The 16061-nt window shown below is 36.9% G+C and carries 11 protein-coding genes; 2 read left to right on the top strand and 9 right to left on the bottom strand.

Features of this window, described 5'->3' with window-relative positions; genetic code table 11:
- Nucleotide 1 precedes the first annotated feature (1 nt).
- Entirely contained in the window at nucleotides 2-916 is a 915-nt protein-coding gene (gene pfkB / locus MLD65_RS13040; RefSeq protein WP_243292310.1) for a 1-phosphofructokinase, read from the bottom strand.
- Complete coding sequence (locus MLD65_RS13035) at nucleotides 913-1668, bottom strand: DeoR/GlpR family DNA-binding transcription regulator (protein ID WP_243292309.1); 756 nt, start codon at nucleotides 1666-1668, stop codon at nucleotides 913-915. The genes pfkB and MLD65_RS13035 overlap by 4 nt, the downstream gene beginning before the upstream one ends.
- Nucleotides 1669-1854: 186 nt before the next feature.
- On the opposite strand from MLD65_RS13035, the gene MLD65_RS13030 reads away from it, so the two are divergent.
- Nucleotides 1855-2649, top strand: coding sequence for an alpha/beta fold hydrolase (locus tag MLD65_RS13030; protein ID WP_243292308.1), 795 nt, complete (start codon nucleotides 1855-1857; stop codon nucleotides 2647-2649).
- A gap of 67 nt (nucleotides 2650-2716) precedes the next feature.
- Here the strand turns inward: MLD65_RS13030 and MLD65_RS13025 are convergent, their stop codons facing one another.
- Nucleotides 2717-3298 (bottom strand): isochorismatase family protein, encoded by a 582-nt coding sequence (locus tag MLD65_RS13025; protein ID WP_243292307.1) that lies wholly within the window; start codon nucleotides 3296-3298, stop codon nucleotides 2717-2719.
- A gap of 501 nt (nucleotides 3299-3799) precedes the next feature.
- Here MLD65_RS13025 and rodA point away from each other — a divergent pair.
- A complete protein-coding gene (gene rodA / locus MLD65_RS13020; protein WP_243292306.1) occupies nucleotides 3800-4972 on the top strand; it encodes a rod shape-determining protein RodA in 1173 nt (390 codons plus the stop codon).
- 181 nt (nucleotides 4973-5153) lie between these two features.
- On the opposite strand, the gene MLD65_RS13015 is transcribed toward rodA, so the two are convergent.
- From MLD65_RS13015 to MLD65_RS12990, 6 genes are all read right to left on the bottom strand, one after another.
- Nucleotides 5154-6290, bottom strand: coding sequence for an IS4 family transposase (locus MLD65_RS13015; RefSeq protein WP_243292305.1), 1137 nt, complete (start codon nucleotides 6288-6290; stop codon nucleotides 5154-5156).
- 178 nt (nucleotides 6291-6468) lie between these two features.
- Nucleotides 6469-6843, bottom strand: coding sequence for a DUF2750 domain-containing protein (locus tag MLD65_RS13010; protein ID WP_243292304.1), 375 nt, complete (start codon nucleotides 6841-6843; stop codon nucleotides 6469-6471).
- A gap of 6 nt (nucleotides 6844-6849) precedes the next feature.
- Nucleotides 6850-12633 carry a DNRLRE domain-containing protein gene (locus MLD65_RS13005; protein ID WP_243292303.1) on the bottom strand — a complete coding sequence of 1928 codons (5784 nt, stop codon included), beginning with the start codon at nucleotides 12631-12633 and terminating at the stop codon, nucleotides 6850-6852.
- A 439-nt stretch (nucleotides 12634-13072) separates the two neighbouring features.
- On the bottom strand, nucleotides 13073-14266 hold the full coding sequence (locus tag MLD65_RS13000) for an ABC transporter permease (RefSeq protein ID WP_243292302.1): 1194 nt from the start codon (nucleotides 14264-14266) through the stop codon (nucleotides 13073-13075).
- Nucleotides 14263-14952, bottom strand: coding sequence for an ABC transporter ATP-binding protein (locus tag MLD65_RS12995; RefSeq protein WP_243292301.1), 690 nt, complete (start codon nucleotides 14950-14952; stop codon nucleotides 14263-14265). The genes MLD65_RS13000 and MLD65_RS12995 overlap by 4 nt, the downstream gene beginning before the upstream one ends.
- A complete protein-coding gene (locus MLD65_RS12990) occupies nucleotides 14949-16061 on the bottom strand; it encodes an efflux RND transporter periplasmic adaptor subunit (protein ID WP_243292300.1) in 1113 nt (370 codons plus the stop codon). The genes MLD65_RS12995 and MLD65_RS12990 overlap by 4 nt, the downstream gene beginning before the upstream one ends.

Here is a 16061-nt window from a genome sequence, read left to right as displayed (position 1 = left end):
CTCATTTCCAATCTTCTATTTTTACTTCCGGCAACAGCTTTTCAACTTCTGCTTTCGTGCAAAGCTCCAGAGAAAAAGCGGTTGCACTTCCAGATGCAATACTGTATTGAAACGCACGCTTTACATCCTTTGTTTTTGTATATTCGCTTAAAAAGCCAGCAACAACGGAATCTCCAGCACCAACTGAGTTGACAACCTTCCCATTTGGTGGAGAAGCATAATAAGTAACGTGATCATTTAAAAATAAGGCCCCTTCACCAGCCATTGATACGATGACATTTTGAGCTCCCATTTTAACTAGCTTTTTTCCATATGTGACTGCATCTTCTTTTCTATCAATGTCGACATTAAACCATTCACCTAGCTCATGATGATTCGGTTTTAATAAGAATGGTTTATATTGTAAAAGGGAATGAATGTAATCTCCAGATACATCGATTACGACTTGAATATTACGCTCTTGGCAATAAGAAGTGATTTTTTCATAAAAATCGTTCGGTAAACTCGCTGGAATGCTACCCGCAATCACTAACCAGTCATTTGCATTAAGACTTGATAATGCTTCAAAAAAATCCGTTACTTCCTCTTCGTTTATTATAGGTCCTTGTCCATTGATTTCCGTTTCTTCTCCAGTTTTCAGTTTAATGTTTATTCTCGTATCCTCTTTTATATGGACAAAATTTGTTTTAATTCCTTCATTTCTTAAAGAAGCCTCGACAAAGCTTCCAGTCCATCCACCAACAAATCCGAAAGCACTTGTTTTTACCTCAAAACGATTTAATACTCTGGAAACATTAATCCCTTTACCACCTGGGTATTTCGCATCTTGTTGAATGCGATTTAATTGACCAAGCTGAAAAGTAGGGACTTCAACAATGTAATCAACGGATGGATTTAACGTAACTGTATAAATCATATTTCCACAACCTTTACTGTCGTTAATGCTTCAAACGGTTTAAATGTTTCATTCTCTGCTTTATTTGTAATGATCGTTGCTTGATTGATATTGGCGATTTTGGCAAAAGATATTTCATTGAATTTTGAATGATCCGCTAATATAAAGCTTTCTCTCGATAACTGAAGGGCTTCTCTTTTGATCGCTGCTTCGTCAGGATCAGGTGTTGTTAATCCTAACTCTGGATGTATCCCATTTGCACCAATGAAACACTTATCAAAACGGTATTGCTGAATGGATGTAATCGCACCGCTTCCAATAAGTGCTCCCGTTCGAGGCTTCACATAGCCACCTACTAAATAGGTTTTAATGCCATTCATTAATAACGGTTCAATATGGGTTAATCCGTTAGTGACAACTACAATTTCTTTATCTTTCGTTAAGTTATTAATTAATTGTAATGTTGTTGTTCCAGCATCGAGATAAATACAATCGCCATCCTCTATTAAGTCAGCCGCTGCCTTTGCGATTGCTTTTTTGGCTTCAAGGTTTTTTGTTGACTTTTCTTTTACATCAGGCTCGGTTAGCTTTCCGGTAACCCTCGTTGCCCCTCCATGAACTCGTTTTAAATAATTTCCTTTCTCTAGCTGTGTTAAGTCACGTCGAATTGTCGATTCGGAAGCGTTTGTCGCATCAACAATATCTTGAATTTTAACAATGTCTTTTTCTTTTAATAATTTCAAAATCGTTTGCTGTCTTTGTTCTGTAATCATAAAATCCCCCACCTCTTGGAAGCGCCTACATGTATAACGCTTGATTTTATTATAAAAAACAAATCGATAAATTTCAATCATTTTATTTCATTTATAATCAAAACCAATCATTAATAACCAATTGTATGAAATCGAAAGAATATGAAAAACTACGGACATAATGAGTTCGTTAAAGGAAAGGTGGTGATGATGTTGGCTTATGTAACTATGCAAAATGGAATCCGCACTTATTATGAGCAATTGGGTCATGGTGAACCGATTCTGTTTATTCATCCACCTTGTATGGGACATGTCACTTTTTATTATCAACGAAAGTTAAGCAGACATTATCAATTATTGTTTTATGATTTACGCGGAAATGGGAAAAGTTCAACAAATGAGCAGTCATTTACGATGCGAGCGTTAGCAGATGATATCAATGATTTGTTACAGCAAATAGGGATTTCGGAAGTATTCGTATGCGGATACTCTAACGGGGGATCGATTGCGCAAGAATTTGCGATTCGCTATCCTAAAAAAGTGAAGGGGTTAATTTTAATAGGGGGATTTTCTGAAATCAATTCCGTCTTGCTACATAGTGAGTATTTGCTCGGGATTATGACATCAAAACTCGGAGGAATTCCGTTACTTGCGAAAGTCATCAGTAAAGCACATGCACCGACAAACGATTTTCAACAAAAACTTGAACAATATATGAAGATGGCGGATGCAAAGACGATTTTACTAATGTATCAAATCGGGCTAAAATATGTCGCGACAGACCGACTTCAAAACATTACATCACCCGTTTTACTCATCTATGGACAAGAAGACCATTATGTACATCACTATCAAGACCCGTTCATTGAACGTATTCAAGATGTCGATGTTGTATACGTTTCAAATGTAAAACATCAAGTTCCAACACTTCAAGCACAAGCCTTAAATCAAATTATTCACCAATTCATTCAAAAACAAGCAAATTCAATCACAATTAAATGATAAAAACGGTTGCCTGCAATAAACGGACAACCGTTTTTCCATTTATTTTGTGGGAAGAATATTGTCACTAAGTAAAAGCGGGCTCTGTCGAACGGGCAAATTGTTTTGCCGTAAAGCTTGTTATGATGGTTGCAAATGTTTCATGTAAATTCGTTAAGGTTGCATAATGAATGTCATCTGCACTTATTAAATGTTGATCAAAAGATTGTTTTTCAAAGCTAACGGTTGCATCTTGGACAATAAATGGAATATAGCCATGCTCTTTTAATGATTTAGCCGTCATATCGATATGAGGAGAAAGTGAAAACCCGATGAATATCAACATTTTTGTCTGAAGCTTTTGAAGTGCTAATTGAAATGGCGGGTGCTTCAAAACATCATAATAAGATGAGATAAAGCGAAACTCCCCTTCTTTTGGCTCAAACCCTTCTTTAAAGGAGAATCCATCATTCATCCGGTGCAATGGAGATAAATAATGTTGATCAGCGTATCGAACATGAATAATCGGTAATTCTTTCTCCCTCCATAATCGCAAGAGTTGCTTCATAGTATGCTCTGCATATACACCATTTCGCTTTTTAAATCCCATAAAATCATACCCTTTTTGAACATTCATTAACACAAGAGCTGGTAAATCAGAACAATTCATACGAAACTCCTTTCAAAGCCTTCCCATTTCTAGGGTAAAAAGAACAATATATTTATATGATTCACTGTCAATTTTATTCGATTTATCACATGGGCAAATGGGGCAAATTATGCTACTATATGAAAAGTGACAAGAACGATGAAACCTTTTCGGCTCTTTTTACGTCTACATATTGGACGAAAAGACCGCCCTTTTCTGTTGGTTTTCATGATAAAGAGGGGCTATCAAGAACTTTTTAATTGGTGCACGATTATCTTCTTACATTTCTCAATTGATTCGACAATTTAACAAAAACAGTCTTTATTTAAGGTTTTTATCTCAAAGATTGTTGCTGCCTAAAATGATAAAGTATGGATAGAGGCAATCGAAGGTTGCGTTAAATCCCACTTCTGGCCTCTTACCTTAAGATGCTACAATGCGCATAGAGGACAGGACAATGTTTAAACAGCAACAAAGTTTAGAGAACAGCCTTATTTAATTTTATAGAAGTTGGTGAACAACATGGATTCAAACAAGAAAGAACAATCAAGATTCGACTACCAATTGGCATCGATTATCTTTCTACTGTTTTGCGTGAGTTGTATAGCCATCTATGGTGCACAGCTTACATCTGGACAATACGGTGAGAATTTCTTATTAAGGCAAATTATATGGTATATAGTAGGATCATGTATTGTTGCTGTTGTGATGTTTTTCGATTCCGAACAAATTCAGAGAATGGCTTGGTACATGTATGGTTTTGGTATCTTTTTACTATTATTTTTAATGGTTGCACCTGAAAGTATCGCTCGTAGAATAAATGGTGCCAAAGCATGGTTTACACTACCTGGATTTTCATTTCAACCTGCGGAATTTGTAAAAGTGTTTTTAATTATTCTATTAAGCTCGATTATTACGAACCATAACCAATTGTACACGAATCGTACAATTAAAACAGATTTAAGACTTTTGCTTAAAATCATTGGAACAGCTATTATCCCTATCTTACTTGTTATAAAGCAACCGGATTTAGGTACGGCTCTTGTGATGATGGCGATTACAGCAGGGTTAATTTTTGTTTCTGGTATCTCATGGAAAATTATTATTACGATATCCGGAGTCGTTTTCGCAGCGGCATCTTCAATTCTTTATTTAGTATTAGCAGCACCGCAAATTTTAGAAAAATATTTAGATGTTAAGCCTTACCAATTTGGACGGATTTATGCCTGGTTAAACCCAGAAGGTTATAAAAGTGGAGAAGCGTATCATTTAGTAAATTCATTAAAAGCAATTGGATCTGGACAAATAACAGGAAAAGGGATTGGTAAAGGGCAAGTATATATTCCCGAAAACCATACAGACTTTATTTTTAGTGTCATTGGCGAACAGTTTGGATTTATTGGGACAAGCATTGTCCTAAGTCTTTACTTTTTACTCATCTACCATTTAATCAAAATATCACTCGAAACATATGAAGCGTTTAATAGTTATATTTGTGCAGGCGTCATTAGCTTATTCGTTTTCCACGCCTTCCAAAATGCTGGAATGACTATCGGGTTACTCCCGATAACGGGAATTCCCCTCCCATTTATTAGTTATGGTGGAAGCTCGATAATGGGAAGTATGTTTGCAATTGGGTTAATTTTTAGTATTCGTTGGCACCATAAAGTATTTATGTTTTCAAATGATTCATAAAGGGGCTGTCCGAATAATATTTACACCCCGGAATCTAAAAAGATAGACCCAAAGAATGTTGATTTTACAGCATTCTTTGGGTCTTTATTTTGATTCTTCATGAAATTGTTTAATACAACGTTCAATGATACTGACTTTATTCAAAATGACATCATTATTCATATACAGACATGCGTGTTGATTATCCAAAATTAGGCAGACTTATCCTATAAAAAGTTGAGTAGCTTTTTAGAAATGTCATCATTTCCGAAAACCAATCAATCGGAAGCTCTCCTGTCAGCAGTTTTCGTTTAAATGTAATAAAAGATAAAGAGGTGAATACTTTTCGTTTGGCTGTTTGATCATATAGCCATTTTAGAAGGACATAGGCGATTAAAGCAGCGAACAACTGATTATAAACAGCATTCTTTGTCGTTCCGAATAAGACAGGGACATTTAAATGCTGTTTCACCCATCGGAAGAATACTTCAATGGACCAGCGCGCCTTATACATGTCCGCGATTTTCTCTGCTGAAACCTTTCGAAGGTTTGTGACAACACGAAATTCACGACCCTGATCATCACGGAATATCACGACTCGGTGTCGTTTCGTTGAGCGGGCCTGTGGAGTGCCAAGTTGGCATGTCATATCTCGCACAACAGGGGACCCTTTCACTTCCATACGCTTTAAAGCATGAGGTTGAAAAAGCTCAACGTTGTCTTTCATACGGATGACAAAATCTTGTCCATCTTGAACAAATTGATCCAGTCGCTTGATTTTAAAATAAGCACGATCTTTTACAAGAATATAGCGATTATCGGCAAATTGTTCGCCTATTGGCCTATCATGTTTGGTTCCAATCGTTTCAATGACCTTTATCGGCATTTCCAGCTCAGGTAAGTAACCTACATGCAATTTAACACCAGAGCGCTCTCCATGATAGACCGCCCATGGGAGTCGTGATTTTCCAACCGTCATCGTCGTGGAGTCAACCACTACTAATTGGCGCGGAAACCTTAATGATCGACGAGTTTGACGGTTGCATTTAGATACAACCAAATCAAAAAGTTGCTTCATTATCTCAAAGTCCACATGACTGGCCTTCTTTGAAAACGTTGAATAGTCTGCCTGTGCGAGTCCATACGTAGGGTCGACATCTGCCCCATGCCGAAAGCTTTTCCACTCATTAGCTGAAGCTGTTACCAAATATTCTATTAACGTTTGAACATCAAACTTTCGAGCAGTATCCTTGTAACCAACAGCTTTCACAATCATTTTTAATTCATCTTCAGAAATAATCTTTTGCAGTAAATTCGGGAGCGTGGTATTCTTTTTCATAGGGGACACCTCTTCCTGGGTTTGTTGGTTGGTACTTACATTCTACAGGAAAGGTGTCCTTTTTTGTTGTTTTTTCTGGATTTTATTGGTTAATCAACACTCGTGGTTTTATATACTTAATTACAGATTAGGTAATAGAAAGGATTCATCTTTTAAAACTCACTTTATCCAATTTTATTTAATAATTTTCTAATTCTCTGTGTAAATCTTGTAATAAAACATCAACATCTATTACTACCGAATCTTTATTATTCCAAAAAATAGAGGGTTTATAACCATCCTTTTTAATACCAGGGAGCCATTCATCTATAAATTCCTCTAGTTCAATTATTTCAGGTTTATAACTATCCCATTCGCCTTTGGCACAATATTGAGCAAATTCTTTTTTAGGCCAAAAAGGTATTAACAGGTTTCCGATATCATCTTTAGTCATTGCCCATCCATCATGATAAAGACCCCATACTTCTTCCCAGTCAACTACTTTTTTTAAAAAGTATTCATATCTTTTTATAGCAGGTAAATTTAATACTGCATAATATTCTTTTTCATTCATATCTCCTTACCTCCTTCTTCCATATCCATCATACTTATGCTGAGTTTTATGGTTTCTAATAATTTGTATATCACTGTATCTATACCCGTACCCTTTTCTAGCTTCATATCCCCGTTTATGAGCTAGATGATATCCACGTGGTACTCTAATAGTTTTTCTATTTTTTCTTTTAATACTATTTAGTTCCTGTTTAATCCATCCTCTAATATGTCTTGGCATTCTTGAATCATTTAATAGTGCCTTTAATCTTGCTTGTTTTCCCTGTCTTCCAACCTTCTTAGCAAGACTTAAATACCTATAAACTTTCCCAACCTTAATATAATTTCCTGCAACTGCCCATGCAACAGCTAACGCTAACTTATATCCACGTTTACCTTCTGATCTAGCTTTTTTATATGCTTTGTACCCATCATAAGTAGCAATAGCTGCTTTAAATACGAGCCAAACCCAGTTCCCTTCTGGATCAACATATCTGACTGGGTTTCCATGACCATATGCATATTGGTTTAAAGACTTCGGGTCATCCTCAAATCCACGGAACTTATCACGAGTAAGAAATCGTCCTGTATCAGCATCATAATAACGGGCCATCAAGTAATATAGACCTGTTGCTTCATCGTAACGGTAACTTGCATAACGATATGGGTTCACAGATGCCATCGTACCAGTTTGAGAAACAATGTTACCCCAAGCATCATAGTCGTATTCAGCAACCGTATTGCCATTCTCATCTGTTAATGCTGTAACATCACCATGACCATTGAGATGATAATAATACGTAACCCCATCTTTTGTCATTGTAACTGGATTGCCTTCTGCATCCCAAGTATATTCAGCAATGATGTTATTGCTTGTATCTGTTTCATAGATGACTTTTCCTTCATCATAATGGAAGTTGATGGTTCCACTTGATGTTGTCATGCTTGTGCGATTACCATCATGATCATACGTAAATGACGCAAGTGTTGTTCCGCCGGCATCTTTTACTTCAATCAGACGGTTGTCTTCATTGTACACAAATGTCTGATTTCCGTTGCTGGTTAGATTTCCATTTACATCATACGTATATGCTTGACTGTTGACATCAGTCAGTTGATTTCCAGCATCATACGTATAATTGATTGTAGTCGTATTTGCGCCTTGTGTAACCACCTTCTTCGTACGGTTTCCAACGTCATCGTACTCGTACGAGATGGTTGTTCCATCTAGTAAGGTTTCTTGAGTTAAACGATTTAATGAATCATACTGATAAGAAATTGATCCATTATTTGTTGCAACACCTGTCCAGTTCCCATTGGCATCATACGTATACACATATTTATCCAAGACATCGCCGTTTGCATCATAGTTAATAACAGATTTTAGACGATTATTAGAATCATATTCGTAGGCCGTATACGTACCATTTGTGTGTATGGCAGAAACCACATTTTCACGCTCATCATAGACGAAACGAACAATTTCTGTATTATTTCGAGCCATTGTAATTAACTGGTCAAGCTTGTTATACGTAAAATCATTTGTATATTGGACAGTACCAGCTGTCACTTTAATAGATGTCGTATTCCCATTGTCATCATAACTGAAGTCAATAGTATTTGACGTTCCTTCAGCTTTTTGAGTGACTTTCTTGTTCTTATCATATGTGTACGTTGTTGTTTTCCCTGTATCGTCTGTTACGGATGTGACATTTCCATTTGCATCATATCCATAACTCCATTTTTCTATCCCATTATATAGAATCTTTTCTAATCGATTTAACGCATTATAAGTGTAAGAAATCTCATTGTTATTTGGATAGATAACCTTTGTTTGATCACCGTTCCGATTATATTCGAATTGAATCGCTTGATTTAATGGATTAATGATCCGTGATATTTGGTTAAACTCGTTATACTCGTAAGTGGTTGAATTGTTTTTCGCATCTGTAACGGTTGTACGGTTTCCTACACTGTCGTAGCCGTAAGTCGTTTCTTTTAAATTAGCTTCAATCACTTTTGTTAATAAGTTACGAGCATCATATTGGTAAGAGGTTATCTGACCTTTTGCATCTGTTACACTTGTTTGATTTCCTGCTGTATCGTATTGGTAAGAAATCGTATTTCCAAGTGGATTTTTGACTGCAGTTACATAGTTTCCATTCGTGTCATACGAGTTAAAGGTATGTGAAGCTCCTTCTTCTAGACGCATCGCATCAAACCAAGCTGTACCTGTTTGGTTATAGTAGTAATAATAGACATCGATCGAATCAAATGCTTTCTTTGGCTTGACTTCTGCTGCAACGTGCTGCCAATCTGTCTTTGTTGTACTAAAGTCGTTTGCAAAATCCCAATCAGTGGTTCCGTCTATATGATTAATGGCTATTTGCAGTGCGTAATAACCACCATTTGGATCAGCACCTTGTTGTATGGACCATCCTGATAAGGTAAGCTTCGTATTACTGTCACCAGAAATATCAATATGTTGTTTAATATATTTATCTTTTCCTGATTCTCCGGTTAATTTATACGCATATTGCCCAACATAGACATTGGTTGTATCCATAACATCACTTGCGGATATATTACTGCTTGTTGTCCAATTGTCAGGAAGATTATCGCCATTGCTATCTCTTTCAAAACTAGAATTATTCACAAGGTTATAGGCACTGACAACCGTACCTTTTTCTAATTGAACTCCGTCAAAATAAGCTGTTCCTGAACCAGCGTCCATTCCGACAGTTAATCGAATAAATTTGGTTCCGGTTGGTGCATTGTCCGCTACAACATGAAGACGAGTCCAATCATGTGTTCCTTTTAGACCATAGGATGATTCTTGACCAAGCCAATTGTCCTGATCATCATAATAATCTACTTTAATATATGCTTGGTTTGTTGCTTCTGACGTTTTAACATAACCGCTTCCTACATAATTAGTTCCATCATAAGGTTGCTTATCAGAGGTAATAACGGCCCATCCAGTCGGGTTACTGATACTTACTGCTTTCGAACCAAACTTATTTGTACTCGTCCAATTAAATGTAGCCGTTGTTCCAGATTGCTTCAAAGATGTCCAATGATCCGGCCAATTATCACTATTATTTTCGAATTCAAAACTGGAATTTTCCGCCAAGTTATCTGCCGTTGACATCGGATAGGTTGAATACGCAAGGTTTCCAACATTATCATATCGTTGTGAAACAGATTGTGTATAAGGGTCAATAGACTCCGTTTGGTTATTGTTTTGGTCATAATCAAATGTATTGACATTGCTATTATAATCTTGTTCCTTAGTTAAATTATTTTGAGCATCGTACGTAAAAAGTTCTGTATCTAAATTTTCAGGGTTTTCAGGATCAGAACTTCCAGGAAGCTGAACGCCCGTAATATTTCCATTTACATCATACGTGTAAATGTATGAATCTGATCCACCATCCTGATTTGAATTCGCGTCGATAACTTGTGTCAAGTTATTATTGTTGTCATATTTAAATGTTGTGACTGCTTTATTTTGATCATCTAATGGATTTTCAGTAATTTGAGTAATATTCCCATTCCCATTATAAGAATAGTCAACACGCTTTCCTTCTCCATCCATTACAGTTGTAACAGTATTGACTATATCATAGGAATATGTTGTTGTACTCGTTTCACTTACACCGTTTATTGTAATTGGACGGCTTACACTTGTGATACGATCGGACGTATCATAACCAATCGTTGTTGTAATTGAACGAGCATCCGTAATCGTTTTTAAATTATGATCAGCATCATAACTAAACGTAGTAGCAAAATTTCCAGGATCAATAACTTTTGTTAAATTTCCTGCTGCATCATATTCGTACGTTGTTGTACGATTTGCTGAATCCGTAACACTTGAGACATATCCATTTGTCCCATAGGTGATCGTTGTAGCACGTCCTGAGGCGTCTTGGACTGACGTTAATTTTCCATTAGCATTATACGTAAAGGTTGTTGTGTTCCCGTTCGTATCAACGATTGAACTTATTCTTCCACTTGTATTGAAATGAATCTTCGTGTCATCTTTCTCCGTAATGGTATATGTTCCATCTTGATTTTTTTCAAGCGTAAGATAAAGACCACCTGGCGTTGTATAGCTTCCACCAATTGCTTGACCAAAAATATGACGCGTATTGTCCCCATCAATTAACGTAATCGGTCCGTCACCGGAATCAACAAGAAGCGCTTCAACATTACTAAACCAGCCATAGCCAAACATTCCTGCATACCATGACTTACGGCTGTTATACGTACGTGAAACTTCTACCTCAACACCGCGTCCCGGAACGGCAACATCGGTTTCTTGTAAAACAAGATTTCCATTTGCAGGGTTGACACCCTCTTCTGTGGTGCTCCAAAACTCTTCTACTCCCATTGGATCAACGGTATAATTAATTGTAATTCGTGGTGTATTATTACCACTATTGACAGTATTAAATGAGCGATATGCGGAAGATGTTTCATTTTGCTGCTTTAACATCATTCCATAGTTTGCTTGATCACCGTTATACCAGTTTTTAGCAAGCTGTGTAATATCCCACTGCCAATAGGCATCAACCGCATTGTCTGTTGTTGTAGATTCTGGAGATCCACCAATAGAAGGCTGCGAATTCCATGTTGTAGTAGAAGTTTGCCAATCACTTGTAATACGGAACAAATCAATGGAAACAGTTGATGTATCTTGTTTTGCTTGATAGGCATTGAAAGTAGCACTCGAAATTTTGCTGTCACTAGGAAGACTAGGAAGAACAAATTTGATAAGTGCACGAGTTGAACCAAAATAACCGTGATATCCTGTATTCATAAATGTTTCACTTGAATATAAAGAATCGGGATAACTGCTTGCAATAAACATATCCCGAATAACATCCCAATTATCGATCGTCGGATCAATGGTTACTGGATATTGTGTCTCTGGATCTTGTAAGAAAGCTTGATCAGCGATGACATCAACAAATGTTTTTCCACTTTCTTCTCTTAATTTTAGCGTGACCTTATCAGAATATTTTCCATTGGCATCTGTCATATAAGGCTTTTCTAAATACCACTCTAGATTACCTTTTTGATCTTGGAAGACAATGGTTCCATTCTCTTGAGTAACAGCCGTTAGCCCTTTTAGTTTTAATTCAAAGGTAAAGGTGTTTTCTACAGGCATACTGTTAAGAATAATATCTTCCTTGACAGCATCCCCTTTAACACGGTAACGTACATCAGCCTGTTCGAAGATACCTTTGTACGTAATTTCATTATTTTTTACAATACCTGGCACGTTTTTGGCTTGAACAGGAATTAATGATATACTTTTCCCATCTTTTTCAACAGAAACGAGTTCATTTCCATTTGCTTCGTTTGCAAACCACGTTTTAACATCGTTGGCATTGTTTACATGTTTATTTGGTTTTTTTCCACTCTTTTTTAAGGTGTTATCAATTTTCTTCCATTTTTTATCGGCAGGATCTTGATAGAATTGAGGTTCTAAATAGATTTCTTCAGTAAAGCTTCCATCTGGATTAAAAAAACGTGTTGAATGCTTCGTACGTTTGCTTTTTAATTCTACTTTTGATTTAGGTAGTTTATCTGGAAGTTCTCCAATATCAGCCTGAAGACGTTGCTTTTTTGGTACTCGATCAGAAGCACCAGGTGCAGCATTTGCAAAAGTAGGACCAATCAAACTAAAAATTAAGCAGAATGATAGCAAAAATGCAATAGAACGATACATACTTTTAAACGACGGTGGCATTAAATCTCTCTTCCCTTTCATTACTTGTAATATTTGTAATACTTTTGTCATCCGGATAACAACACTTAAATATTAGCAAATAATAAAAGATTGTAAGTATGAAAAATAATGGAAATTAACCAATATATTGTTATTTATACATGTGCTTGAGAATAGATCGTTAGGCGTTAAAGTTTAAACATAGTTTTTATAATAGCGATAAGATTTGGGCTCCTTAATATGGCCACAAAAGGTATAAAAAACCCTGAATTTCTCCTTAAAAAGGATCAAACAGGGTTTTTACTTCCGAAAAAAGAAATTTTTATAATATATGGATTTTATAGAAATAAAACCTTAAGAATTAGTCTGAACCGTTCAGTCAATCATTTTGAAGCATCTTTACCGTGGATTTCCATCTCCCTATAATAAAAATGAAAATTAATAAATAAACGTTTTAAACACAAAATGGGCATCTCTAAGCCGAAAATTCGACTAAGAGATGCCCATTCCATTATTCATACCGCAATGCATCAATTGGGTTTAACCTGGATGCTTTGTTTGCCGGGAGCATTCCAAATAGGATGCCGATGACCATAGAGAAAATAAGCGCTCCTACGACGACTTGCCATGAAATTAAAAACGGCCAGCCAGCAAAATATGAAACTAAGGAGGCTCCTCCGGCTCCGAGCAGGATTCCAATTGTTCCACCGATTAATGTAAGCGTAGCGGATTCTATTAAAAATTGTGTTAAGATTTGCGACTTCGTTGCCCCGAGAGCTTTTCGTATTCCAATTTCTCTCGTTCGTTCTGTCACGGAAACGAGCATGATGTTCATCACACCGATTCCGCCAACTAATAAAGAAATACCAGCAATACTACTAATAATTAAGGTCATAATTCGTGTTACTTGGCCAATTCCTTCAGCAATTTCTTCAATATTAAAGACTTGGTAAGACTCTTCTGTATTGTGCAGTGAATTTAATAGCTGTTCTGCCTGTTCGCCAGCTGGTTGAATATCGTCAGCACTTTTCGCTTGAAGAGTTACTTGGTTGTAGCTATTGACACCGAACGCATTCCGGTAAGTTGTCCACGGCATGTACAACTCTGAACCTTCAAAAGCAAATAATCCGGTTGCTTTTTCCAAGACCCCAATAATTTCAATCGGTTGTCCGCTTACCCAGACGATCTCGCCAATTGCCTCTTCACCTTGGAATAAGTCTTCGACCATTTGACTTGAGATAACACCGACACGACGACCGCCTAAAAAGTCCGCTTCTGAAAAGGTTCTACCTTTACTAACATGGAATTCATTAACGAGCGGATAGGCGTTGTTGATGCCGAAAATGCTTGCATCGACCGTTTCTTGTTTAAATCGTGTCTCATACATCGTCGAACTTGTCGCAACGACGTTTTTTACTTCAGGAATTTTTTTTAACGCCGAAATATCTTCTTCAGTAAATGGATCGCTCATATAAGCGTTCGGGTTTGTTTTTAACTCTTCCTCACTAGGCTGATAAATAACTTCAATTGTATTTCCTGACCCTGTAATTTGTGACTTTAGTAGTTGTTCTCCCCCTTGTCCAATGGCGACAACGACGATGACAGCAGCAACACCGATGATAATTCCGAGCATTGTCAGCACAGAGCGAAGTTTATGGGCCATAATCGATGCGAGTGACATTCGAACATTTTCAAATATACTCATCGATAAGTCCCCCCTTCCACCCGTGCTTGTGTAATTAATCCGTCACGAACAGTAATGATGCGTTTTGCATAATCAGCAACTTCCTTTTCGTGCGTAACGAGAATGATCGTCGTTCCTTCCTCATTCAATTCAACAAAGTGCTCCATGATCGCGTAGCTCGTTTTCGTATCGAGCGCTCCTGTCGGTTCATCTGCCAAGATTAATTTTGGTTCGTTGACGATGGACCTGGCAATGGCCACTCTCTGCTTTTGTCCGCCTGATAATTCATTTGGCATATGCAACATGCGATCAGCGAGCCCAACTTTCTCGAGGGCAAGCTTCGCACGTTCTTCCCGTTCTTTTTTCCCAACACCTGCATAAACCATCGGAAGTTCAACATTTTTCAACGCATTTAAACGCGGGAGGAGTTGAAATTGTTGAAAGACGAAACCGATTGAGAGATTACGAATTTTCGCAAGCTGCTGATCTTTATAAGTAGAAATGTCTTCTTCATCAAATAAATATGTTCCAGTCGTCGCCCTGTCAAGACAACCAATAATATTCATTAATGTCGACTTTCCAGAACCAGATGGTCCCATAATCGCGACGAAATCTCCTTGATAAATTTTCAGGTCAATTCCTTTTAATATATCAACCTTTTCTTTACCTAGTTGATAGCTTTTCGTAATGCCCTTTAAGTCAATCATTCAACGGTCACTTCCATACCTGGTTTTAGCGAATCAACTGGTTTTAAGATGATTTGATCATCTTTTTCAACCCCGCTTTTGATTTCCATTACTTTTTCGTCGGCCGTTCCAACCTTTACTTCTTTTTTGACTGCTTTACCGCCTTCAACTACAAAAACATAATTGGAATCATCTTCTTGTTTTATCGCTTCAAGTGGAAGAACGTTTACTTTTTTCCGCTCTGTTTCGATTTCCATAATGAGTTTAAAACCAGGTTTTGCCTTAATATTTTCATCTGTAACAGTCGCTTCAATTGGATATTGAACAGCTCCCTCTCCTTGTGCCATCGCATCTCCTTGTTCAGGAAGTGTCCCAATATGTGAAACTGTTCCCTTCCATTTTTCATCTGGAAGAACATCTGATGTTAAGGTCACTGGTTGATTTTGTGCGACTTTCAACGAATCATATTCTGAAATAACGCCATTTACTTTAAAGCTCTTTAAGCTTCCAATATGTATAAACACTTTTGGCTCCACACTGTTTTTCGCTTCTTCATCAACCGCAATGATAACCCCATCAATATCACTTTTAACTTCTAATTCAGCAATCTTCTTTTGAATCGTTTCTTTTTGTAATAAGTTTTGCCTTAACTCGATATTTGCCATTTTCTTTTCGGTTTCGAGTTGATCTTTTTCCGATTCGATTTGCTTTTTCGCTTCTTTTTCTCCTACTTGTTTCGCAAGCTCTTCCTTTTTATCCTCAAGGTCCTTTATTTGATCTTTAATTTGGTTTATCCGAATATAATTCGACTCGATGGCTAATTGATTTTGTTCTTCTTCAAGCATGAGTTGTTCATTTTCATATGTAACAAGAGGCGTTCCTTTTTTAACGGAATCCCCTTCTTTTACGTGAATTTTCTTCACTTCTCCTTGCTGTGAATCAAAATATACTTTTTGTTCATTAGCTAATTGAAGAGTACCGGGAATCATCACATTCCCGGTAATTTCTTTCTCTTTCAGCTTTGTCGTTTGAACCGTTATATTTTCATCAGCTTGTGTCCGAAAAATACTAATTCCAATGATTAAGAGTAAAGTTGCTGCAATTCCGATTCCAATCCAAACTTTTTTCAT

Origin of the sequence: Bacillus sp. FJAT-47783 (assembly GCF_022808615.1) — a bacterium.
In the GTDB taxonomy this organism is placed as follows: Bacteria; Bacillota; Bacilli; order Bacillales; family Aeribacillaceae; genus Bacillus_BZ.
This window is presented reverse-complemented; position numbering and strand designations above follow the sequence as displayed.